Here is a 24,229-nt window from a genome sequence, read left to right on the forward strand (position 1 = left end):
AAAGTTCTGCACTTGGAAAGTTTTTGGTCTGTTTAGTTATAGTTTTAAACTAGGCTAGATCCTGAAAATTTGATTTACCTTTTAAACGTGCATAAACCAATGTAAGAGTTTATTGGCACACGCTATCACAAAACCCTGGGGCAAAACCAAAACGTTTCTTAAAACTACAGGTCTTTTTTTAGTGGTAAAGTTAAACTTATATAGAGTGCTTTTTTACTGATTTCGCTAGGAATCCACCTCTAAATTTTCTTGCTTCGTAAGAAATTAAAAATGCTGAGGGCTCATATTCTTGTATTATAGAAAACAACTCTTTTTCTCTACTTCGTAATGTTAAGATTTCAAGCTTATAACGTTTACTATCTTTTCCTTCTCCAACAAATAATGTGACACCAAAACCTTCTTGGCGTAAGGTTGAGATAAAATCATCATTTCTATTCGTAATATTGGCAACAATTGTGGTATACCCAATTGCAAGTCTCTCCTCTACATATCCTCCAATAGCAATTCCTACGGAAAAACCAATCGCATATACAAGCATAGCCCAAATGGTTTGCTCACCTGTAAAGACAATGGCTAAACCAAATACATACACTAATGCTTCTATAAATCCTAAAATGGAAGCAAGCCATTTTTTTTCTTTTACTAAAAAAATAATTCGTAACGTATAGACAGGTACATAAATTAATTGAAGTAAAAAGATTAACAATATCTCCATGGATGCGCTCCTTTACTAATTGAAGATTTTAGTTATGTAAAAATAGAAAAGGCTTACAGAAAAGAGAAAGGAATCTTCTGTAAGCCGAGAAAACAATAACATGAAGCAAGTTTTAATTCTAAAAATACCCTTTAATTTTTATTTCCGTTATTGCTTGCTTCACTAAGTGTAAGTGATTTAGTTTCAGGAGCCCAAGCGATTGATACAATTGCTCCAATAATAAGGACAGCTGTGAGACATAGCATTGTATATTGAATCCCTATATTAGCTATCCCGATTGGAAGCAAGAACGTACCAATTGCTGAACCTAACCTACTTACAGCTGTTGCAAGTCCAACGCCAGAAGAGCGAATTTCAGTTGGAAAGCTCTCGGCTGGAAATACCCCAACCAAGTTGCTGACAGCAGACATGATCAAGGTGAAGATGGCAAAAGAAAGTATCATTAATATTGTTGCACTGCTAGGTAGAATACTGAGAAGAGCGAGCGTAATGATTAATACGATAAAAGAGCTGATCAAAAATCCGCGACGAGAATATTTTACCGTAAACCAAATACCTAAAACGGCACCTATGATGAGAATCCCGTTTAATAGAAGATCTGTTCCAGATCCTTCGCTCATTCCGATCGCATCAAGAATGTTTGGCAAGAACGTGTAAATAGCAAAGTAAGGGATAACAAGGCAAACAAAGAATATACAATTGAAGGCAGTTCGTTTTCTTATCTCTTTACTGAATAATGTTGAAAAGCTTCCCTTAGTTTGTACAGGCGATTCATCATCAAGTACTATATTCGGTCCGACATATTTCTTGACAATTTCTCGAGCCTCTTCAATCCGCCCTTTACTAATCAACCATCTAGGTGACTCTGGTGTACCCATTCGCAAAATCAAAATAATAACAGCGGGAATCGCTGATGAAGCTAACATCCATTTCCATGCGTCAGGAGAGGTGCCGATGGCAAAAATGCCGATCAAGTTTGCTGCTACATAACCAAAAGTCCATATTACACTGAATGAACCTAATAATACTCCTCGATGTTTTCGTGGTGAAAATTCGGCTAACATTGTGTGTCCTACGCTATAATCACCGCCGAGCCCAATCCCGATCAAAATTCTGTATAATACAAGTTCTGTAGGGCTATCTGCGAAAAATTGTAAAATGGATGCAGCGGTAATGACGATAAAACTAAAGACAAATATTTTTTGCCTTCCTACATAATCGGATATCCAACCTAAAACCAAACTGCCTAAAAAAAGACCTATTAAAGCGGAGCTTCCAATTAAGCCAACCCAAAGTGGCGTTAAACCCATTTGCGGTGTCATTAGCGTAAGGGCAAATCCGATAATACCTAAAATATATCCATCAGTGAAATGAGCTCCGAACGTAAGACCTGCTATTTTAATATGGAATTTGTTCAGTGGTGCATCATCTAATTTAATTGTATTACGAGTATCATTACGTACTACGTTTTTGTTTGCCATTGAATCTCCTCCTATTCAATCTATAAATTTGTTAATAGATTAAAAGTCATGTATGAAACCATTTATAGAGGAAAACGTTTTCATTTATTAGAAAAATAAAAATATGCTCACTATACGAACTTTTTGTCCATCATTTGAATATATTTGAATTATAATCTTGTGTCTTTTCTTTGTCAATTCATTCATAGACTAAAATATTCATAGACTTATTAAAAAAAAGAACAGTAGATGTAAAAAAAGAAGGAGGTCATCATTTACTGATAGTAAATGATGACCTCCTTCTTTTTTTGTTGGATTACTCTATCTGTTCTTCGATTTCTTTTGCGGCTTCTAGCATTCGATCACTTGATAGTAAAAGGTCTTCTTTCGTAAGGCGGAAACTCGGCCCACCCAGCGTAATAAATGCGACTAAATCTTTTTTCTTGTTAAAGATAGGTGCTGAAATCGCATTTTCATTTTCATCTAGTTCACCAATCGATAATCCAACCTTTTGAACACGAATTTTTTCTAGTTCTTTACGCAGTTCTTCTGGATCGGTAATTGAATATTTGGATAGTGGTTCAAGGGGCTGCTCTAATAAAATATCCAACTCCTTTTGAGGCAGCAAACTTAATAAAATTTTCCCGTTAGATGTGCAGTGTAAAGGTGAAATAGTGTGCGTATAGTCAACTAGTCTAACACTATGATCAGTATCTATTTGATCAATAGTAAGAGTTCCATCATGCTTAGGAACACTAAGTAGAACAGTTTCGCCCATTTCTTCTTTTAATTTTAATAGTGTGTTGCGAGCTCTTCGTATGAGATAACCATATGAATCGTTTTTTGAAGTTATTTGATGAAGGGCATACCCGAGCTGATACCCTTTAGAAAAAGGATCCTTTTCTACAAACCCTTGATTTTCAAGGGTTCCAATCAAACGCCAGGCTGTAGTCCGGTTCAGCTCAGCCTGTTTAGCCAGATCACCGACCGAAATGGGTGATGGATTTTCTCCAATAAGCTTCAAAAGCAATAAAGCGCGTTCAACGGCCTGTACAGAAGAACCTTCTTTATTAAGGGGCTGTTTTGATTTAATTTGATTATTATTTTCCATCTTTTCATTATAGCTTAAGACAATGGAAGATTGCTAATCAATTCATTCTGATCAAAAAAATGATTAAATTATTGACTGTTTAATTAATTGGGTATATTATAAATTTATGTTCTCAATACGAACTTATTGTTCGCAATACGAACAAAAGAAAGCGTCATCTTTATAGAATAGAGGCTATATGGATTGCATCGCTTTTTGGAATAAAAAAGTTTTGGAGGAGGGATATCAATCATTTGGGCTGATGAGGTTGAAAAACGGACAGAGAGAGATTACTTCGGCAAAGTGGATATTCCAAAAGATGCTTTATATGGCATTCAAACAATGAGAACGGTGCAAAATCTATCTTTCTCTGGTCAACTATTAAAAAATTATCCAGAATATATTGTGTCATTAGCTATGGTTAAAAAAGCTGCAACGTTAGCTAATCAGGAGGCGGGTATTCTAGCCCCTTCAATTGGAACCGCTATCTTAAATGCTTGTGATCAAATAATTCAAGGGAACTATCATGACCACTTCATTGTTGATATTTTCCATGGAGGCGGTGGGATTGGTACGAATATGAATGTAAATGAAGTGTTAGCCAATTTGGCTAATGAATCTCTAGAAGGTACCTTAGGTGTTTATACGCCAGTTCATCCTGTAGAGCATGTAAACGCTTCCCAATCCACCTCGGATGTATGCCATACATCAATTCGTTTAGCGATTGTGCGGTGTTTTGAACGGTTGGACCATATGTTAACAAAAATGCATGCTACGATAGAAAAAAAATCACAAGAGTTTATGAGCGTAACCACAATCTCCCGGACTTGTTTACAGGATGCAATGCGCATTAGGTTAGGGGATGCTTTCAGTGGGTATGCATCTGTACTGAAAAGGCGCCATATTTCTTTAAGAGAATCCGTTATGTCGTTACTTACTATTAACCTTGGAGCTACAGTTATTGGGAATGGTGTAGGGGCTTCAGAAAAATATAAAGAAGTGGTTATCGAGAAACTGCGTGATGTATCGAATATGGATGTTTCAAAACGTGACAATTTATTTGATGCAGCGCAAAACATTGATGATTTAGGTCATATGTCAAAGGAATTGAGTTTATTAGCAACATCACTAATCAAAGTAGCCAAAGATTTAAGACTGCTTTCATCGGGACCCGAAGCAGGATTTTCAGAAATTACTTTGCCATCGGTTCAGGCAGGTTCCTCCTTTTTTCCAGGAAAAGTGAATCCAGTCATCCCTGAAACGATGATTCAAAGCTGTTTTCAAGTCCTCGGGTGTGATCGAATTGTTCAAGCTGCCTTGGAACATGGTGAACTTGACTTGAATATTTTTGAAGGAATGGCAGGCGCCAATATATTGAATGGGTTATACATGCTTACGAATACTTCTCATTCCTTTACAGAGCTATGTCTAAAGGATATAGCACCTAATGAAGAAAGATGTACTGAACTTTCAAATACATTTATTCCAGTTATTGTGGAATTGAAAGAACAAATGGGTTATTCAGCAGTTTCCAAATTAATAAAAGAACATGATCGTGAATCTATAAAAAACTTATTAAATAATGGGGGTATAGACCATGACACAAGAAACTAAACAGTTTGAAGGAATTGAGCAGCCAAAACTAGAGTGGGCTCATGAATGGCTTAAAACAACGAAAAAGCTTTATATCAATGGAGAATGGGTGGATAGCTCAGGAGAAAAAGTGATTGAATCGATCAATCCAGCCAATGGAGAGGTTTTAGGTGATTTTCAATCTGCTGAAATGCAAGATGTAGATGCAGCTATTCAAGGAGCAAGGACCGCTCTGGAACAAGGTTCATGGAAAGAGATGAGCCGTAAGGATAGAGGAAAAGTTTTACGGAAAATCAGTGCACTTATTCATGAGCATCATGCGGAGCTTGCAACATTGGAAGCGCTCGATAACGGTAAATTATATACAGAAGCGTACAATGATGATGTGCAAGAAGCAGCAGACTTATTTGAATATTACGCAGGATGGACAGATAAATATTATGGTGAAAACAATCCTGTAGAAGGTAATTTCTTAAGTGTCACAACGAGAGATCCAATCGGTGTATGCGGGCAAATTGTGCCATTTAATTTTCCAATTCAAATGGCTGTCTTAAAACTATCTCCTGCCTTATCGATGGGGAATACGGTTGTGTTAAAACCAGCTGATAAAACCTCTTACTCTGTTATTCGATTGTTTGAAATTATTGATGAAGCAGGAGTCTTGCCGAAGGGTGTTATTAATTTAGTCCTTGGTGATGGTGAGGTAGGTTCTTATATAAGTAGGCATATGGGTATTGATAAACTATCGTTTACAGGTAGTACACATGTTGGGAAACAATTAATCCATGACTCTGCTAATAGCAATTTAAAACCAGTAACTTTAGAACTGGGTGGTAAATCACCAAACATTATTTTTAGTGATTTTCCGGATTTAGATGCAGCGATTGAACGCTCCTTTTTCGGATTATTTACACATAAGGGTGAAAAATGTTCTGCTCCGACCCGGTTATTTGCACAACGTGAGATTTATGATGAAGTGGTAGAAAAAATCGCAGAGTATGCTAAAAACTACAAATGTGGTGATCCATTTGATCCAGCAAGTGATCAAGGGGCACAAGTGTCTAAGCAGCATATGGAATCCATTTTAAATTACATTGAGAGTGGCAAAGAACAAGGGGCACGAGTAGTAGTTGGAGGAGAACGAGATACAACTGGAACAAATGCGAATGGCTATTTTGTTCGACCAACTATTTTTGCTGAGGTTGATAATAAAATGAAAATTGCTCAGGAAGAGATTTTCGGACCTGTACTCTGCATCATCCCATTTGATAAAGAAGAAGAAGTTATTCAAATGGCAAATGATACGATTTATGGTCTTGGAGCAGGGTTATGGACAGGCGACACTTCCCGTGCTCATCGCGTAGCTAATCAGCTTAACGCTGGTATGGTTTTCGTTAATAGATATGGATGTTATGACTTTGCTAGTCCATTTGGAGGCATGAAGCAAAGTGGATGGGGTAAGGAATATGCCGTTCATTCATTACAAGCATTTACAAAATCAAAAGCTATTTGGTTCGCGTACTGAAAAAAATTTACTTAAAAGAGGGAATCATACAATGAAAATAAAAGCGGCTGTCATGACTGAAGTAGGTAAACCATTATCCATTCAACAAGTTGAACTTAGTGAACCAAAATCGAATGAAGTTCTTGTGAAAATAAAAGCAACTGGTGTTTGCCATAGCGATTTAAATGCTTTACATGATCAAACGACGCCAACACCGACTATTCTTGGACATGAAGGTTCAGGAATTGTTGAGGCAGTTGGCTCAAATGTTACAAGAGTCAAAGTTGGTGACAAAGTAGCCTTGAGCTGGGTCCCATATTGCGGAACGTGTGAATTTTGTATTACAGGAGCTGTGCATTTGTGTGAGTCAGCATTTGGTCCAATGTTTGAAGGGACGCTGCTTGATGGTACTTCAAGACTAAGCCAAGATGGAAAACAAATATACCACAACTCTCTATTATCTACTTTTGCAGAATTTGCGGTTGTTCCGGAGATGTCATGTGTAAAGTTGCCAGATGAAATGCCTTTGGCACAAGCTTCCTTAATCGGATGCGGAGTAGCAACGGGGTACGGAGCCGCTGTGAACGCAGCTGGTGTTACACCAGGATCTACAGTTGCCGTCTTCGGTATTGGTGGAGTAGGCGTAAATGCGATTCAAGGAGCACATATTGCCGGTGCTTCTAAAATTATTGCTTGTGATGTAAAACCTGCAAATTTGGAGATTGCTAAACAGTTTGGCGCAACGCATACGATCAATTCAGCTGAAGTTGATGTAGAAGCAGCGTTAAAAGAACTGACAAATGGTTTAGGTGTTCATTTTGCGATTGATTGTTCGGGGCATACTGCAGCGGCCGAAAGTGCTTGGAAGAGTACAAGAAAAGGGGGTACTGTCGTTCTCGTTGGTGCCTTTAATCCTGAAAAAACGTTAAATATTCCAGCTGGAGGATTCCATAGAGTTGGAAAAGTATTAAAAGGAAGTTTTTATGGAGATACGCAGCCATTCCGTGATTTTCCAATGATTGCACAAATGTATTTAGATGGGAAATTCAAATTAGATGAACTTGTGTTAAATCGTATTGAGTTAAATGATATTAATCAAGCTTTTGACTCTTTCCATGACTGCGGGTGTATCAATGTAGGACGAGCAGTAATTGAATTTAACGATTAATTGCTAAACTAAATTTCATTAAAGTGAAGGGTGTTAAAATTGCAATCATTAATCAATTTAAACACCCTTTTTTTGTCCTAACAGAAAGTAAGGGGTGATAAAAAATGCGATTAGAAAAAGATTTAATTGGAGAATTGGAAATTGATGAAGAGGTTTATTACGGGATACAAACGGTTCGGGCCTGTCAGAATTTCTCCATTTCTGGTCGAACGGTAGAATTATATCCCCACTTAATAAGAAGTATGGCCTTTATTAAAAAAGCAGCGGCATTGTCTAATCACAGTGTCGGTGTACTTGAACAAGAGAAGAAAATCGTCATTTGTCAAGCCGCAGATGAAATAATAGATGGAAAAATGACAAATCAATTTCCTGTAGACATTTATCAAGGTGGCGGTGGAGTTTCCATTAATATGAATGTCAACGAAGTGATCGCTAACCGGGCAAATGAATTACTGACAGGTCATAAAGGATATGATTACATACATCCGAATGAACATGTAAATATGTCTCAATCAACGAATGATGTACTTCCAAGTGCAATGAAAATGGCTTGTTTTTTCTATATAGAAGATTTATTAATTAGTTTAAATAAAATCGAATCCTCATTGGTAGATAAAGTGGATGAATTCTCCAGTATCGTGAAAATAGCAAGAACTTGTCTCCAAGATGCTGTCCCTATTACACTTGGTCAACAATTTAGCGGGTATCATTCTTTTATCAAAAGACAAGTAGAAGACATAAAGAAACTTCAAAAAGAATGCTTGTCTATTATCGTTGGTGCAACAGCAGTTGGCACAGGTATCGGAGCTGCTCCTGGATATACCGAAAAGATGTACGAATATTTGCCAGAGGTATCCAACTTATCCGTCTATAAAGAGGAGAATTTCTTTGATGGACTGCAAAATGCCGATATTTATATAAAAATCTCTGCTTACTTAAAAGGATTATCGAGTGGATTATCGAAAGTGTCCAGCGATTTAAGATTACTTTCATCAGGTCCAAGGGCAGGTTTTGCTGAAATTAATTTGCCTGCGGTACAGCCGGGTTCTTCTATTATGCCAGGAAAAATCAATCCATGTATACCTGAAATGATGATGCAAGTTTGTTTTGATGTATATGGAAATGATCAAGCGATTACATTCGCTGTAGATCGAGGTGAACTGGATCTAAACATCTGGGAACCGATTATTTTGAAAAATTTATTTGAATCTTTTTCTATCTTAACGAATGGAATCAGGTTATTTACTGAAAAATGCCTAGATGGTATTGAAGTTAATAAAAAGATTTGCTTAAATAATGCTGAAAAATCGTTATCTTTATCTATCGTTATTTCTTCTCTATTCGGGTACCGAGTAGCGAACGAGGTAGCTTTAGAAGCACATGAAAAAAACTCAACCATTAAAGAAGTAGTCGTTGAAAAAGGACTTTTAAAGGAAGAGGAAGCGTCGAAGTTACTAAATCCTGAAAACTTAACGGATTCTGTAAAAATGCATCATTTGTTAAATTTTATAACGGCTAAATAAAGTAAATTCTTAAATTAGTTTTATACTGTTTTGCTTAAAAAGTACGTTTGACCGTTTTTTTTGTTCAAATGTTCAGTCTATATACTTAAAGGAAAGAAAATTCACACGTTAGGAGATAGGATATGTCAAATTTACGAGAAGAAGCTCTAAACTTGCACAAAGAAAAGAAAGGCAAACTAGGTGTTTGTTTAAAGGTTCCAGTACGTAACGCAAAAGACTTAAGTCTTGCATATTCTCCCGGTGTAGCGGAGCCTTGCTTGGAAATTCATAATGATGATAGAAAAGTGTACGATTATACAATGAAAGGAAATCTTGTGGCTGTTGTATCAAATGGAACAGCTGTGCTCGGTCTCGGAAATATTGGTCCCAAAGCAGCCATGCCAGTTATGGAAGGTAAAGCAGCGTTATTCAAAACCTTTGCAGATGTAGACGCATTCCCAATTTGCTTGGAAACAAAGGATTCAGACAAAATTGTGGAAACGGTCCGATTATTAGAGCCGACCTTTGGTGGAGTGAACCTTGAAGACATTGCGGCGCCACAGTGTTTTGAGATAGAAGAACGTTTAAAGAAAACATGTCAAATCCCTATTTTTCATGATGATCAGCATGGGACAGCCATTGTAACGGCTGCTGGGTTAATCAATGCTTTGAAACTAGCAGACAAAAAAATAGAGGAAATCCGTGTAGTGGGGAACGGTGCTGGAGCAGCGGGTGTAGCAATTGTGAAGCTCTTACACCATATGGGAGTAAAAGATATTATCTTATGTGATACAAAAGGGATCATTTATGAAGGGCGACCATTCGGAATGAATCCAATTAAAGAAGAAATTGCGAAGATCACCAACATAGAGAAAAAACATGGCGTATTGGAAGACGCTCTTAAGGGAGCCGATGTGTTCGTTGGAGTATCCGCTGCTGGAGCGGTGACAGAAGAAATGGTTCGTTCCATGAATCGTGATCCTATAATATTTGCGATGGCTAACCCCACGCCTGAAATTATGCCGGATCGTGCAAAAGCTGCTGGAGCATTAGTTGTAGGTACAGGACGTTCGGATTTCCCGAATCAGGTGAACAACGTACTCGCATTCCCTGGTATTTTCCGAGGTGCTTTAGATGTACGAGCTAAGGAAATTAATGAAGAAATGAAACTGGCGGCAGTTTTTGCAATCGCTGACCTAATAGGGGCTGATGATCTTCATACTGATTATGTGATTCCTGATCCGTTTGATCGCAGAGTGGCTGCTCATGTAGCTGTTGCTGTTGCTAACGCTGCAATGGAAACGGGTGTTTCACAAAAAAATATAGATGTAGCTGAAATTAAAAAGCACCTATTAGCCTTAGTGGAAGAAAAACAAAATGTTTTTGTATAAAACTAGTAGAAATATAAACCTGATCTAATAACTTGGTTGTTTAGTAAATAAGGTGCTACACCGAGTAATGAATTAGATATACAGATTGTTACTTCGAAATGTGTTCCTCTTTTTAGACTGTTGAGAAAATTTTTCTCAACAGTCTATTTTGTGTTTATCGAACATTATAAGACAGAAACTCGGTGTTTCCAGTTTGTGTACTAAAGATAACAATAATGGCATTGTCCATTCTCACCTTATCGAGGCGTTCTTAAACAGTTCGCAGTGTTCCCAACTGAAAGAAAATTTATAAGAATGGTAACAAAATTACAATTACTAGGTCTTAATGTGTATACGTTGTCACTAATTGGGAAAATTACATTGTGAAGCAAGGGAGGTTAGAGAATGAAGAAAATAGGAAAATGGGAAAAAATACAAAAAAATAAAAAAATAGATTCTCTACCCTCTCATATTAACAAAGATATGTTGAGCTCAGAAATTTCAACAAACGAGAAAGTGTTAAAAGAAAGTTTTCAAAACTGTTCTGATTTTGTCATACGACCAATTTATATATCCGGAGAAACTAAAATATTTGTGATATATGTGGATGGATTAAGTGATGCAAAGACGCTTGACGAAGTATTTTTAAAACCAATGATGTTTGAAGGACTTCCGGAAGGAATGGGTGAAGTTCGTCAAATTGGACAAATTTTGAAACAACACCTTGTCGCGATCTCTCAAGTTACCACTGTTTCGAAAATGAGTGAACTTGTTGATGGGGTGTTGAAGGCAAATGTCGGGATAATAGTTGATGGAGAAACAGATGCTTTACTGGCAGAATTGAAAGGATACGAAAAACGAGGTATTGAAGAACCATCGACCGAAGTCGTTATTCGTGGGCCGAGAGATGGATTTATTGAAAATTTAAGGACTAATACAAGTCTTTTACGTAGAAGGATAAGGAGTACAAGCCTAAAAACGGAACCAATTACGATTGGTGAATTCTCACAGACTGATGTAATAATTGCTTATATTGATGGTATTGTTCAGGATTCCATTTTGGATGAAGTTCGTACGAGATTAAAGAGAATACAAATAGATGGGGTGCTGGAGTCGGAGTATATTGAGGAATTTATTGAAGATAATCCTTATTCTCCATTCCCACAAATCCAAAATACCGAAAGACCAGATATTGTAGCATCGAGCTTGTTGGAAGGGAAAGTTGCCATACTCGTGGATAATACTCCATTTGCCTTGGTGCTACCGATGACATTTTGGAGTGGATTCCAAGCTGCGGGTGATTATTATGAACGGTTTATGTATGCGACTTTCATAAGGATTATTCGTTTTATATTACTGAATGTATGCATATTTTTTCCATCGATCTATGTTGCCCTAACCACATATCATCCAAAACTCATTCCGACCAGTCTACTTATCAGCATTGCTGCTTCCCGTGAATCTGTTCCGTTTCCAGCCGTAATTGAAGTATTTCTCATGGAATTTATGTTTGACGGTCTTCGCGAAGCAGGCATTAGGTTACCCAAACCCGTTGGTTCAGCTGTCAGTATTGTGGGAGCGCTCGTTATCGGTCAGGCAGCTGTACAAGCCGGAATTGTTTCTGCCCCGATGGTGATTGTTGTAGCCACAACTGGTATAGCTTCGTTTGGCATACCACGCTATAGTTTTGGAAATGCTTTTCAAATGCTTCGGTACGTCATGCTGATTCTAGCAGGGTGTCTTGGCTTTTACGGAATTGTCATAGGTTTTATTGCTCTTATTATTCACCTTGTCAATCTTCGGTCATATGGTGTTCCTTATTTCAGCCCGGTTGCTCCACTTATTCTAAGGGATTTAAAGGATATCGTGATAAGGACACCTAGATGGGCATTCAATTATCGTCGTGAATTTTTTGCTGGTCGAAATAAAAAGCGCATTCCAAAAGGACAAAAACCTAGTCCAAAACAGGGGAGGAATAGTAAATGAACAGACGACTGATTTGTTTTGTAATCTACTCTTCCCTTTTGTTCACATCAGGTTGTTGGGATCGGGTTGAGATAAATAATCGTGCCATTTGGATAGCAACAGGATTGGACGCTATAGAAAAAGAGGGCATTCAATTGACCGGACAAATTTTAATTCCCTCCAGTATGAATCCCCAAAATGGGGGAGGAGGTAATGGAGAAAAAAATTTTTTTTTAATTTCAGCCATAGGGAAAAATATAACCGATGCAACACAGAAAATACAGATGAAACTTTCAAGGAAAGCATTTTATGGACAACGTAGGGTTCTTTTATTGGGGGAGGAATTTGCGAAACTAGGCCTCAAAAATCAGCTTGACTTTACTATCAAGGACCCGAATGCCAGTTTGCGAACCGATGCATTTGTTGTGAAAAAAGGTACAGCAATAGACATGCTTAACCTATCCTACCCATTAGAAAATATTCCTGCTGAAGCGCCACTAAAGGAACACTCTCAAGCTGGGGGGATGAGTGATACTTCATATTTACATTTCCTCAAAGCAGTGAACAGTAAGGGGATACGTCCAAGCCTGCCTGCGATTGAAATTGGGAATTTTCAAGATGGTGAAGGCGTAGGTAAAAAAGGTGAAAAGTCCTACCAGTTGACAGGAAGTGCCGTTTTTGATCAAGATCTTAAATTGTGTGGGTATTTAAACATGGAAGAATATAGGGACCAGCTTTGGATCATGGAGGTCCTGAAGAAACGTTCGCTTACTATTCTAATAGAGGATGGCAATGTCAGTTTGGATTTAGACAAAATGGGAAGCAAAGTCATACCAGAAATCAGCAGAAATAAAAACATAAAATTTACCATTGTATTGACTGGAGAAGGAGCTGTGATCGAAAATAATACAAATTTAGACTTAACGCAACCTAAAAACCTTGAGTTCATGCAAAACGAATTTAATAAACAATATAAAAAGCAAGTTGCTCATACCATTACAAAAGTTCAAACAGAATACGGAACAGATATTTTTGGGTTTGGTGAGGTAATTCATAAACAGATACCGTACCAGTGGAGAGATTTAATGAATGATTGGGACAAAAAATTTTCAGATGCTGATGTCACTGTGAAAGTAAACTTGACCATTCGACGAGTAGGAATGTCAGGTCCATCCTTAAGAAAGTGAGATCAAAAAAATGAAAATCTCAGGAGTCCAAATATTTTGGATAATGTTCACTTTTGTTTCAGGAAATATGCTTATAACGACCATGGGTACAGCAATTAGAGACGCGAAACAAGACGCTTGGATTTCCTATCTAATCGCCATTATTTTCGGGGTACTGATTGTCTTTGTCGCAACCAAAGTGAGCCTTTTGTATCCCAATCAAACCTTAATTGAATACAGTAAAACCATTTTAGGTAAGTGGATAGGAAACATTGTTGTGATTACATATCTTTTCCAATGGTACTCGGTGATTGGCTATAATTTAAGACAATTTGCTGATTTCACAATCACATTGTTGCTCCCAACAACACCTTTATGGGCGTTGATCTTGACAATGCTTTTGTTAGTTATCTATGTCACTGCAGGCGGAGGAATAGAAGGAATTGGCCGATGTAGCGAAGTTTTCGGGATAATACTGGTTTTTTCAGGAGTAATAACATTCATCCTAGTTGTTCCAAATCTCGATTTTAGCAAAATACTACCTTTATATTCAGATTCCGGATTGCGTCCGATACTTAAAGGAACTTTGTACCTTGATTCTTATTTGGGGGAGTCTGTTATGATGATGATGTTTGTTTCATTCATGGCTCAACCAAAGCAAGGACCTTCAAGAGCAATATGGGGAGTTGCTCTTTCTGGATTGGCGCTATGTGCAAGTTCAATGGTTGTACTTATGACTTTAGGTCCTGAGGTAGCAGAAAAACTAAAATATCCTGTTATAGATGCGATTGGATTTATCTCCGTAATGGGGTTTATCCAAAACGTAGATCTTTTAGTCCTATTAATCTGGATACTAAGTAGTTTTATTATAAATTCATTGTATTTCTTTATGGCCAGCTACGGAACAGCTCAATGGCTTAAAATCAAAGAATGGCGAAAAACTATTTGGTTTGTGGCTGCTTTTTCATTCGTATATGCCTTGCTCTTTCCAAATGTCACAATAACTGAAGTGGAATATATAAATAAGTATTGGATTCCTTTTGTGTTTCCGGTCAATATTATCGGAATTCCCCTTTTATTATGGATTGTGGCAAGTATACGAAAAAAGAAACAGTAGATTCCCCTAATTCATTCTTATTAAGCAGATTAAAGTCATTTTAAAAAGTCGAAGAAAGCACCTCTCACTTATGCGGGCCATGATGTGGAAGCGAGGCTTTTTAGGATCATTCTTAAATAAGAATTTGCTTTTTGAAATGAAAGCTTAAATGACATTGACCATTCTCCAACAGTTGACTGTAACTACTAGCATCAAAGGGATTGACATAGTAATTACAAGTTCCTATTACTAAGGTGTGATCATTGGAATAACGTTCGGGGTACAGTGGATTATTAAGGTGGATGAAAATATGTTAGGGTCCAAGGATTTTATAAAGTTTTTGATAGAAGGAAAGACGTGTCTGATAGCAGAGAAATTGTTTATATGGACCCACCCGATGGAGAATACGATAGCACTATTTAACTAAACTATCCGAAAAAAGGAATACTTGTATACGACATTCTCTATCGAATTTAAAAGATTCAAGTGGATTACGGAAATTCGATGTTCCAATTAAACAATTAATGTTTCACCTTTGAAGAATTTGATAAAGGTGCGATTTTAGCTTTGCAAGCAAGCGGGGCAAATTGTGTTCCAAGCTGTCATCCCATCATCGATTACTGATATGGTTTCATGGACATTCATGCGTTTTGAGAATAATTTCGCCGTGGCAGTGGCAATGGGCGCAGGAGCAGGAGGAATTGGCTTCGATATGTTCATGGCAAGTGGATTTAACTTTGACTTGCGTGAAATCGGCGCAATCACTTATTTTATCCTAATTGTAGCAATCTGCATTGAGATCTTCGCAACACGCATTAAAAAGAAGCTAAAAGTTCTGTCATAATAGTGTCGGAAGCAGGTCATAAACTTAGAAGAAGAACCATATCCATTTTTCAAAAAAAGGTTTAGAAATAAGGGTGAAATATACTAGACATGTCTAGTATATTTCACCCTTATTTCTTTTCATTTATAACAAATCATTGTATAGGAATAATAAAGTTGTCATCTACCCGTCACTTTGATAATTGGTTACAAAAGATGTTTAAAAAACTGATCTTATCTTTAATTGTGCAATTTTTAATGTGAGGGACTAGATTCTTGATTAGCAATACCGTTTGTTACTAAATCTTTATACCTGAACCTTTGTTTTACGGTATAAAGACCATTTTACTAATGGGGAAGTAAGGGCAGTGGTAATAACCGCGACAAGGAACAAAATACTATAATCAGTGTCAGAAATTAATTTACTACTTAAACCTATGTTGGCAAATATCAAGATCATTAATCCTCGTGCATTCATTAAAGCCCCGATAGCACTGGATTCTTCCCAACTATAACCTATTATTCTTGCATAAATCATACATACAAAATATTTGCTTATAAATGCCATTCCAATAAACAATAAAACGATGACTAAATGATTACTGCTTGTAAAAGAGCTTAAGTCAACATTAAAACCAGAACTTACGAAGTAAATAGGAACCAAAAGTGTATTTACAAAATCTGAGATTTTAGTATCTAACTCTTTGGTGACTCTATCTAATCTTGGTACGATTAATCCTGCTATAAACCCTCCATAAATAGCATGAAGTCCAATTTTTTCTGATACAAGACTGCTGCATAAAAAAACAAAAAGAAATAATGCAAAAAATTCATTATTTAACATATTATACTTATTTAAAACAATATATTTTAAAATAGGCCTGATAACAAAAAACATTACTAAAAGGTAAATAATTATATAAATGATCATGCTCATACTGTTAACTGAAAAGTTTAGGCTAGCAATAGAAAGAATAATTGGCAGCATGATCCATGCAATGAGATCATCTATACTTGCACCTAGGACAACAAATCTCCCTAACTTTGTTCTAATCATCTTTTGTTGATCTAAAATCCGTACTAGTACGGGAAAGGCAGTTACAGAGATACTAGCTGACATAAACAAAGAATAGATTAATTGAGTGGTTAATGTTTGTTTTAAATAAGGATAAAAATACCAACTGATTGCGAATGTCATAAGAAAAGTAGGGATGATCCCCACTAGTGCAAGTTGTACAGCGTTTTTTATTAGCCTGTCTTCTATGTTTTCTTTACCTACTTGAATTCCTATTATAAACATATATAAAGATATTCCGAGCTGACTTAATAGGAATAATTGTTCTTTTATATCTTTATTAAACAGCCACTCTTGGATCTCAGGGAACAAGGCACCTAAAAATGAAGGACCTACTAAAATACCGCCAATCATCTCCCCGACTACTTTGGGCTGGCCTACCATTTTTGCTAGAGTGCCAAATAACTGAGAAATCATTATTACGATCAATAAACTCAATAAGAATTGAAACAAAACATACACTCCTTTTTTTACTAATGAAAAAGTATATCGGGACTAGTCCAAAAAGTCTATCAAGCTTGGGCATACTCAAAAAGTAAGCATTTGGTAGAATTTTTCAATGGCCACAGAAGGCTCGTTCTGTAAGGATACTTTCGAGAAAATACATGTTCTACCGGACTAATAACGCTTAAGTTTTTTATATTATCAACCTCTGTGCTTGTCTCTTCAAGGAACGATCTTTTCATTGCATCTGCTAAACTTTGAGATTCCTATGAACTTCCTTTTGGAAGCTAATTGAAGTTATGTCTGTTATTCAAGAATAGGGCGCTTTCAAGATACTAGCTACATTTTTTTGATGCTTCATAAGATTTCAATTATGAAATTTTACGTGGTAATTCCCCTTAATAGAGAGTAACCTCCTAATCTGCCTTATTTTTTGTTACTACTATTATAAAACAGATACAGGGCATTCTTTTAGAAGCAATTTCCGTAATTTAGTTAAAATGATATGCGTTCAGAACATTTGTTCTATAATAAGTCAAAAGACTCTGGTATTTGTTTTTTTGAATTGTTAAAATAATGGTAACAACTTAGATAATGCTACGAATTCATCCTATCAGGAGGGGTAATAATGGAGCGAAAAGTACGATTGATTCCGTATCAGGTAGATGCAGTGGTTGAAACGGTTGCAGAGGTGCCAAAGGGAATTGAGCTTATTCAGGCTCCAAAGCTGTGGGAGAAGTCGAAAGGAAAGGACATTACGGTTGCAATTCTGGACACCGGTTGTGATGTAGACCACCCAGATTTGCAAGGGAGGATTATTGGCGGCCGGAACTTTACGGAAGATGACAACGGTAATTCTGATATTTTCAAGGATTATAATGGTCATGGAACACATGTAGCGGGGACAATTGCCGCTGTTGAAAATGGAGTGGGTGTCGTCGGGGTTGCGCCGGAAGCAAATTTATTAATTTTAAAAGTGTTAGATCATCGAGGGTCTGGCCAGTATGAGTGGATTATTAACGGTATCAATTATGCAGTGGAGCAGAAAGTGGACATCATATCTATGAGCCTCGGTGGTCCTGAGGATGTACCTGAATTACATCAAGCGATTCAGAATGCCATCGCAAAGCATATCCTCGTCGTTTGTGCAGCAGGAAATGAGGGAGATGGTCGGGATACAACAGATGAATTAGGCTATCCTGGCTGTTATAATGAAGTAATAAGCGTAGGTTCTGTAGATTTAAATCGTCGCTCATCTGATTTTACAAATTCGAATAAAGAAGTGGACCTAGTGGCACCTGGCGAAGAGATTCTTTCCACCTATTTGGGTGGGAAATATGCAAAGCTAAGCGGAACATCGATGGCTACGCCTCACATCTCAGGTGCGCTGGCGTTAATCAAGGAGATTTCGAATAAAAGTTTTGAAAGGAATTTGACTGAGCCGGAGCTTTATGCACAGCTCATCAAGAGAACCGTTCCGTTGGGCAATTCACCAAAGCTTGAAGGGAATGGTTTATTATATTTAACAGCTGTTGACCATTTAAAGGAAGTCTTCAGTGAAAAATTAACTACACAAGTGTTGAGTAGCTGATGAAGGAGTTAAACTTATTAGCTCATGAGTGGGAAACGATTCAAGCGACTTACATTAGGAATCTCAAAAATCGACCGTACTATGATGTTGAGACAGATAATGAAATGAAGCAAGACTATTATTCTCGAATAATCTTTGATGATCATTTGAAAAAAAATCTAACCATCTTGCTTCAAGAAACCCATAATAATAAACTCGGGTATGCCCCGCATCGTTTTTTATATCCTTGGGTTGATCTTCAGGAAAATGGTGAGCTGAAAAGTCTCTATTCAGGAAAAGGAATGGACCCTCTAACCGTTATAGAAGAGGATCTTATTCTTCATGAAAACCGAGAGATAGGCCGAATTAGCGGATTTTCCGGTAGAAATCTATTAAACTGCGAGCATGTTGTTCCACAATCTTGGTTTCTAAAAAAAGAGCCAATGCGTGGAGATTTACATCATCTATTTGCCTGTGAACCAAGCTGTAATAGCAGTCGCAGCAACTATCCGTATGATGATTTTCAAGATTATGTACCTGAGGCAAGAATTACAGGTGTGAAGGACGGATGTGGAAAATCAGATTCAGGAAAATTTGAACCTGAATACGGTAAAGGTATTGTCGCTAGGGCAACGTTTTATTTTCTAACTCGTTATCCTAATACGATTCATCAAGAGCTGACGAATCTTACACTTTTAATAGAATGGCATAAACAATTCCCTGTATCACGATACGAGATGCACCGCAATCAAGCAATCCAAGAACTACAGGGGAATCGTAATCCGTTTATTGATTATCCTGAATTGGCGGAGCAGATCATAAAGTGAAACTTCAATTAGTGGGGGTTACTGCCCCTTAAGCAGGATAAACTAAAAAAGCAGGTGTCTCATAAGGGTCTGACTCTTTATTTTTGAGACACCTGCTTTTGTTGTGGAGCCATTCTAGTTATTAATAAGATAGCCTATCAATCGAATACATTACATAGATACTCGGACTTCATCTTAAGCTATATTGCGGAAAGTAAAGAAGAGGTAGATTCTCTTTTAAAAAGGGCAAAAGTAGTTGGCGGAACATTACCAAGTCAACCAAAGGAACATGACTGGGGCTATTCTGGCCACTCTAAGGATTTAGATGGGCATCTTTGGAAATCGTTTATTTTAGTGTATGATAGGCTGTATAGGTTATTAAATCGTAAATCGAGCAACTGGGAGGAAGAATTATGTTAGCTAAATTAAAAAAAGGTGAACATGGGTATATTGCTCGATTCGAGCGGCATGTAAAACACTCGGTTGAAAAGGTTTGGGCGATGTTGACAGAAAACGACAAACTAGCAGCCTGGTTTTCCGAGCTTCGAATTGATGAGCTTCGTAAAGGTGGAATCATTAAGTTCGATATGCAAGACGGTACGTTTGAAAAGTTTACAATTACAGATTTTAAGCTAAATTCAGTATTGGAATTTACCTGGGACAAAGATCTTGTTCGGTTTGAATTGTATCCTGAACAGGATGGTTGTTTATTAGTATTAATTGAAAAAATTGATACCATCACGGATCATACGCCAAGGGATCTTGCTGGCTGGCATGTTTGTCTTGATGTTATTCAAGCATTACTGGATGGTAGAAAAATAGAACGAGAAGTAGAATGGAAACAGTGGTACGAGAAGTATACAGTGGCTGTAAAAGAAGTAAGTGAAAATCAAGAGTAAGTAGTTTAATTAAAAGTAGATCAAACACTGGCCGAGACTTCGGTTGGTGTTTTTTATTTTCATAATGAAAGTTGGTACGAAATGTATTCATTCTGGTGCGCTAATCAAAAATCCGACCCATAATCTTAATTTTAATGGATAATTTCCCTTATATGGTACCGATTGCTCATGTTTTACAGGAATTTCTATATTATTATTGACAATAAGTTGTCAATATTTTAAATATAAAGATAACTATCTATCAATTATGTTATTCTTTCCCTGACATGATTGAAATTTACCATCATGTTAACAAAGTAAATGAAGTGAGGTGACTTTTGAAAATATTTATGTAAAAGGTATTTTAAAAAAATGAAAGCGTTAACACGGTGATTTTAGCTCCACTTTGTATGTTTAGAAGAAAGAGAATCACATGATCATTTAATTAAAGGAGAGATATTTTTGGCGAAAAAATTTACAATGTTCATATTTTCATTCCTTATAACTATTTTCATTTTGGGTCAAGAGAAATTCGTTTCTGCTATGTCATCTGCTAATATACCAGACCCGATTTTACACGTAGAAAACCAGAAGATTAAAGACGGATATTTCACGAACTTAAATAATCAAGTCGATAAGTTGAAAAGCGTGGATGAAGGAACGATTATTGTACGATTTCAATATACTGGATCGTCCATTATGTCACTTTTTTCTTTAAGTAATAATCAAGTCCGAGATGGTCATTTTCATCTATACATTACCCCTACAGCTATAGGCAGTGAAAATCGCTTTGAGAAACCAGGGGAACCGAAGCAGAATGTCCATGTTAATGCCCAGGTGAATTTGAAAGAAAATAAAGTTTATACCCTTGCGATGGTTTTAGACAAGGAAGAAGGGTACAAGTACTTTTTAGATGGTGAATTAATAAAGGAGGATTCTCAGTCTCCGAGGAAATTTTTAAGCAATATTTATGCACCAGATAGCTCACAATTAGGACGTACGGAAAGGTCATCAGGCAATCCATATCCATTCAACGGTAATATTGATTTTGTGAAAGTTTTCAATGAGCCGCTTTCTCATGAGGTACTAACAGCAATAACCGGGGAAACCAAAGCTCAATCATTAGAAAATCCTATGCCTGATACAGATGATGTAACAAAGCCTTTAAGCGTTTTTTATCCCGGCTTTATGGATTCCAATAATTATCGAATTCCTGCTTTGCTCTATAGTGAAAAAGGAACACTTATTGCTGGCATAGATCGCCGTGTTGTACACGGAGGTGATTCTCCAAACAATATTGATGCAGTAATCCGCAGAAGCTATGATCAGGGTTTGACATGGGAAAAGGACGGAATCGTCATCAATGATTACCCAGATCAAGCATCTAATATTGACTTGACACTTTTACAGGATCAATCTAATGAACGAATTTTTGCGCTTGTTGACGGTTTTCCTCATGGAGCTGGACTTATGGGGGGATTTGGTACAAATGCATATAAAGGGACTGGTTTTAAAACCGTAGACGGTAAAGAGTACATGTTTTTAAAAGATGAAAATAATAATGAATACACAATTAGAGAAGATGGAATAGTGTATGACGAAACTGGAAAACGTACCGAATATTCAGTTGATGAAGATAGAAATTTATATGTAAATGGTGAAAAAATAGACAACTATTTCAGCCAAACTTCTCCATTAAAACCTCATAAAACATCTTATCTTGAGCTGTATTATAGTGATGATGAGGGAGAAACATGGACAGGGCCTATTGATTTAAACGATGAAGTAAAAGAGGAATGGATGATATTTTTAGGAACAGGTCCAGGAAACGGCATCCAGTTAACCAAGGGTCCAAATGAAGGAAGACTAGTATTTCCTATTTATTTTCTAAATGAACATAATAGACAGGCGAGTGCAATTATTTATAGTGATGATCACGGTAAAACATGGCATCGCGGGGAATCTCCAAACGAAGGTAGGCTAATAGGTGAAGAAATAATTAATGAAAGATATTTTACTAATTCTGCTCATGAAATAACAGAATCACAAGTTGTAGAAATGCCGGACGGTCAGCTGAAATTATTCATGCGGAATTACTCAGGATATGCACAAATTGCTACTAGCTTTGATGGAGGGGAAAGTTGGGATTCTGAAGTAGTGACTGAGAAGGCTTTAACTGCACCATATAGCCAAATGTCGGCTATTCGTTATGAAGGACAGGTTGATGGCAAAGAAGCTGTCATCTTCTCCAGTGCAAGTGATCCTGCAAGCAGAATAAATGGAACTGTTAAGGTCGGGTTGATTGAGGAAGATGGAACATATGAAAATGGCCGGACAAAGTATGCTTTTAACTGGAAACATAGCCAGCTTGTGAAAGAAGGTCATTATGGATATTCCAGTCTCACTAACTTATCAAACGGTGAAATTGGCCTATTTTATGAAGGAACGGCAAATACTGAAATGTCCTATATTAAATTTAACATTGATTACCTAAAATTAATATGGCAGAAGTACAAACCAGCACCAGAACCAATATTAAAATCTTTCAATATTTTATCTAAAAAACCAACACCTTATCGACCGGGAGATAAAATCCAAGTAGAGGTAGTATTTGATGACTATGTTATGTTAATTGGAAATAAACGTATGAACGGCATGATTGGCGGAAAGGAAATCCATTTTGACTTAGTTGAAAAAACCGAGAACTCCCGTTTCATTTTTGAAGGAATCGTCCCAAATATTAAACCAAAAGCATATACTGCGGAGCTTGAATTTGACAATAATCTTACTATTTATAATGTTTATGGTGAATTATTTCAAGCAAATCAAGACGCAGCCAAACTCACAGCTAAGATTATCGTAAGAGGTAAATAATTAAGTGATTAGAGCTGTTACGAAAAGTCATTATTTTTGTTTTTTTCGTAACAGTTTCTTTTTATACAAAACATCAATGGCGTTAAAACGCCACCATATATTATGAAAAATAAATCCTATGACACGCTACACTCACCTAATCATAATGGTGGCGGTGCGAAGCGGGAATTTTGGATGCTTTCTCGATAAAATCCGTTTACCTGCTAAGTAGATTAGCTATATTAGTAAGTCGTGAAGCCCCGTCCCCATGTCCTTTTGGAGGTGAATAAAATTACAACCAACCCTATGAATAAGTTGATAGGTATAAAACCGTCCATCTTAATGGAGCAAAATAAGCATACATTTACTAAATCAGAAAATAAAATATATGAATACATTCGAGATCATAGTCAACAGGTACTCTATCATTCTTTAACCGAGTTATCAGAGGCTAGTAGTGTAGCGGAAGCAACTGTTTTACGTTTTTTTAGAAAACTGGGATTTAAAGGGTTTCAGGATTTTAAGTTTTTGTTAGCACAAGAAACATCACTAGCAGCACAAAAAGATAGCCATGAAACCATCATCAAAAAAATTAGAAATAATATGGTACAAGCAATAAATGAATCATCTGAAATCATAAGATTGGAAGATTTACAAGCTGGAGTAGACATGATCAATCAATCCGATGATGTAGTAATATTTGGGATTGGCTCATCAGGAATAGCTGGGTTAGAGATGCAGAATCGCCTAATGAGAATTGGAAAGCATGCTAGCGTTATCACTGACTCGCATTTTCAAATTATGAGGGCATCGTCTACGACTGAGAAAACCGTTGTCATTGCAATTAGTCTGACAGGCAGTACAAAAGACATTGTAGATGCTGTGGAAATTGCAAAGGGAAATAAAGCTACGGTTATTGTCTTAACTAGTTATGTTAAATCTCCATTAACAAGGTTTGCTGATTTAGTATTATTCTCGTCTGCTAAGGAGAGTCCACTAGATAGTGGATCATTAGTATCTAAAATCTCACAGCTGTATCTTATTGACCTCTTATGTACGGGAATTACCATGCAAAATTTTGAAAAGGCAAAAACGATTCACATGAACATATCTAAAAATACATCAAGTAAGCTTTACTAGGATTTTTTGAAT

General features: G+C 36.8%; 17 protein-coding genes and 1 pseudogene. 14 read left to right on the top strand and 4 right to left on the bottom strand.

Annotated elements, in window-relative coordinates:
* Positions 1-196: 196 nt before the first annotated feature.
* The 3 genes from HNP81_RS06190 to HNP81_RS06200 form a co-directional block, all read right to left on the bottom strand.
* Complete coding sequence (locus HNP81_RS06190) at positions 197-715, bottom strand: DUF2179 domain-containing protein (RefSeq protein ID WP_028392523.1); 519 nt, start codon at positions 713-715, stop codon at positions 197-199.
* 131 nt (positions 716-846) lie between these two features.
* Positions 847-2,196, bottom strand: a complete 1,350-nt coding sequence (locus tag HNP81_RS06195; protein ID WP_182501960.1) for an MFS transporter — start codon at positions 2,194-2,196, stop codon at positions 847-849.
* A 295-nt stretch (positions 2,197-2,491) separates the two neighbouring features.
* Positions 2,492-3,286 carry an IclR family transcriptional regulator gene (locus HNP81_RS06200; protein ID WP_182501961.1) on the bottom strand — a complete coding sequence of 265 codons (795 nt, stop codon included), beginning with the start codon at positions 3,284-3,286 and terminating at the stop codon, positions 2,492-2,494.
* 282 nt (positions 3,287-3,568) lie between these two features.
* Here HNP81_RS06200 and HNP81_RS06205 point away from each other — a divergent pair, with 282 nt between their 5' ends.
* The 9 genes and pseudogenes from HNP81_RS06205 to HNP81_RS06245 all read left to right on the top strand — a co-directional run.
* Positions 3,569-4,879, top strand: a complete 1,311-nt coding sequence (locus HNP81_RS06205; protein ID WP_182501962.1) for a lyase family protein — start codon at positions 3,569-3,571, stop codon at positions 4,877-4,879.
* Complete coding sequence (locus HNP81_RS06210; RefSeq protein WP_182501963.1) at positions 4,863-6,383, top strand: aldehyde dehydrogenase family protein; 1,521 nt, start codon at positions 4,863-4,865, stop codon at positions 6,381-6,383. Before HNP81_RS06205 ends, HNP81_RS06210 begins: the two co-directional genes overlap by 17 nt.
* A 31-nt stretch (positions 6,384-6,414) precedes the next feature.
* The gene (locus HNP81_RS06215) at positions 6,415-7,530 is read left to right on the top strand and encodes a Zn-dependent alcohol dehydrogenase (protein WP_182501964.1); all 1,116 of its coding nucleotides are present in this window, start codon (positions 6,415-6,417) and stop codon (positions 7,528-7,530) included.
* Between the two features lie 104 nt (positions 7,531-7,634).
* The gene (locus HNP81_RS06220) at positions 7,635-9,053 is read left to right on the top strand and encodes an aspartate ammonia-lyase (RefSeq protein WP_182501965.1); all 1,419 of its coding nucleotides are present in this window, start codon (positions 7,635-7,637) and stop codon (positions 9,051-9,053) included.
* A gap of 122 nt (positions 9,054-9,175) precedes the next feature.
* Positions 9,176-10,423, top strand: coding sequence for an NADP-dependent malic enzyme (ystJ, locus tag HNP81_RS06225; RefSeq protein WP_182501966.1), 1,248 nt, complete (start codon positions 9,176-9,178; stop codon positions 10,421-10,423).
* Positions 10,424-10,807: 384 nt separating this feature from the next.
* Positions 10,808-12,388: a spore germination protein gene (locus tag HNP81_RS06230; protein ID WP_182501967.1), complete on the top strand. Its 1,581-nt coding sequence runs from the start codon at positions 10,808-10,810 to the stop codon at positions 12,386-12,388.
* Complete coding sequence (locus HNP81_RS06235; protein ID WP_182501968.1) at positions 12,385-13,554, top strand: Ger(x)C family spore germination protein; 1,170 nt, start codon at positions 12,385-12,387, stop codon at positions 13,552-13,554. The genes HNP81_RS06230 and HNP81_RS06235 overlap by 4 nt, the downstream gene beginning before the upstream one ends.
* 10 nt (positions 13,555-13,564) lie before the next feature.
* Complete coding sequence (locus tag HNP81_RS06240; protein ID WP_182501969.1) at positions 13,565-14,650, top strand: GerAB/ArcD/ProY family transporter; 1,086 nt, start codon at positions 13,565-13,567, stop codon at positions 14,648-14,650.
* Positions 14,651-15,160: 510 nt separating this feature from the next.
* Positions 15,161-15,473: pseudogene (locus HNP81_RS06245) on the top strand (ABC transporter permease family protein); the annotation flags it as partial.
* A 285-nt stretch (positions 15,474-15,758) separates the two neighbouring features.
* On the opposite strand, the gene HNP81_RS06250 reads toward HNP81_RS06245, so the two are convergent.
* Complete coding sequence (locus HNP81_RS06250) at positions 15,759-16,979, bottom strand: cation:proton antiporter (protein WP_182501970.1); 1,221 nt, start codon at positions 16,977-16,979, stop codon at positions 15,759-15,761.
* Positions 16,980-17,598: 619 nt separating this feature from the next.
* On the opposite strand from HNP81_RS06250, the gene HNP81_RS06255 reads away from it, so the two are divergent.
* From HNP81_RS06255 to HNP81_RS06275, 5 genes are all read left to right on the top strand, one after another.
* Positions 17,599-18,561, top strand: a complete 963-nt coding sequence (locus tag HNP81_RS06255) for a S8 family peptidase (protein WP_182501971.1) — start codon at positions 17,599-17,601, stop codon at positions 18,559-18,561.
* Positions 18,561-19,367, top strand: a complete 807-nt coding sequence (locus HNP81_RS06260; protein ID WP_182501972.1) for an endonuclease I family protein — start codon at positions 18,561-18,563, stop codon at positions 19,365-19,367. Before HNP81_RS06255 ends, HNP81_RS06260 begins: the two co-directional genes overlap by 1 nt.
* Before the next feature lie 392 nt (positions 19,368-19,759).
* Entirely contained in the window at positions 19,760-20,245 is a 486-nt protein-coding gene (locus HNP81_RS06265) for an SRPBCC family protein (protein ID WP_182501973.1), read from the top strand.
* A gap of 441 nt (positions 20,246-20,686) precedes the next feature.
* Positions 20,687-23,098 (top strand): sialidase family protein, encoded by a 2,412-nt coding sequence (locus tag HNP81_RS06270; protein ID WP_182501974.1) that lies wholly within the window; start codon positions 20,687-20,689, stop codon positions 23,096-23,098.
* A 285-nt stretch (positions 23,099-23,383) separates the two neighbouring features.
* Entirely contained in the window at positions 23,384-24,217 is an 834-nt protein-coding gene (locus tag HNP81_RS06275; protein ID WP_182501975.1) for a MurR/RpiR family transcriptional regulator, read from the top strand.
* Positions 24,218-24,229 lie beyond the last annotated feature (12 nt).

The organism is Peribacillus huizhouensis (assembly GCF_014138605.1).
In the GTDB taxonomy this organism is placed as follows: Bacteria; Bacillota; Bacilli; order Bacillales; family DSM-1321; genus Peribacillus; species Peribacillus huizhouensis.

Excerpts from the sequence above, each read along its gene's own strand:
- HNP81_RS06190 (WP_028392523.1), bottom strand. The coding sequence starts at position 715 with ATGGAGATATTGTTAATCTTTTTACTTCAATTAATTTATGTACCTGTC.
- HNP81_RS06195 (WP_182501960.1), bottom strand. The coding sequence starts at position 2,196 with ATGGCAAACAAAAACGTAGTACGTAATGATACTCGTAATACAATTAAA.
- HNP81_RS06200 (WP_182501961.1), bottom strand. The coding sequence starts at position 3,286 with ATGGAAAATAATAATCAAATTAAATCAAAACAGCCCCTTAATAAAGAA.
- HNP81_RS06210 (WP_182501963.1), top strand. The coding sequence starts at position 4,863 with ATGACACAAGAAACTAAACAGTTTGAAGGAATTGAGCAGCCAAAACTA.
- HNP81_RS06215 (WP_182501964.1), top strand. The coding sequence starts at position 6,415 with ATGAAAATAAAAGCGGCTGTCATGACTGAAGTAGGTAAACCATTATCC.
- HNP81_RS06220 (WP_182501965.1), top strand. The coding sequence starts at position 7,635 with ATGCGATTAGAAAAAGATTTAATTGGAGAATTGGAAATTGATGAAGAG.
- ystJ (WP_182501966.1), top strand. The coding sequence starts at position 9,176 with ATGTCAAATTTACGAGAAGAAGCTCTAAACTTGCACAAAGAAAAGAAA.
- HNP81_RS06230 (WP_182501967.1), top strand. The coding sequence starts at position 10,808 with ATGAAGAAAATAGGAAAATGGGAAAAAATACAAAAAAATAAAAAAATA.
- HNP81_RS06235 (WP_182501968.1), top strand. The coding sequence starts at position 12,385 with ATGAACAGACGACTGATTTGTTTTGTAATCTACTCTTCCCTTTTGTTC.
- HNP81_RS06240 (WP_182501969.1), top strand. The coding sequence starts at position 13,565 with ATGAAAATCTCAGGAGTCCAAATATTTTGGATAATGTTCACTTTTGTT.
- HNP81_RS06255 (WP_182501971.1), top strand. The coding sequence starts at position 17,599 with ATGGAGCGAAAAGTACGATTGATTCCGTATCAGGTAGATGCAGTGGTT.
- HNP81_RS06260 (WP_182501972.1), top strand. The coding sequence starts at position 18,561 with ATGAAGGAGTTAAACTTATTAGCTCATGAGTGGGAAACGATTCAAGCG.
- HNP81_RS06265 (WP_182501973.1), top strand. The coding sequence starts at position 19,760 with ATGTTAGCTAAATTAAAAAAAGGTGAACATGGGTATATTGCTCGATTC.
- HNP81_RS06275 (WP_182501975.1), top strand. The coding sequence starts at position 23,384 with ATGAATAAGTTGATAGGTATAAAACCGTCCATCTTAATGGAGCAAAAT.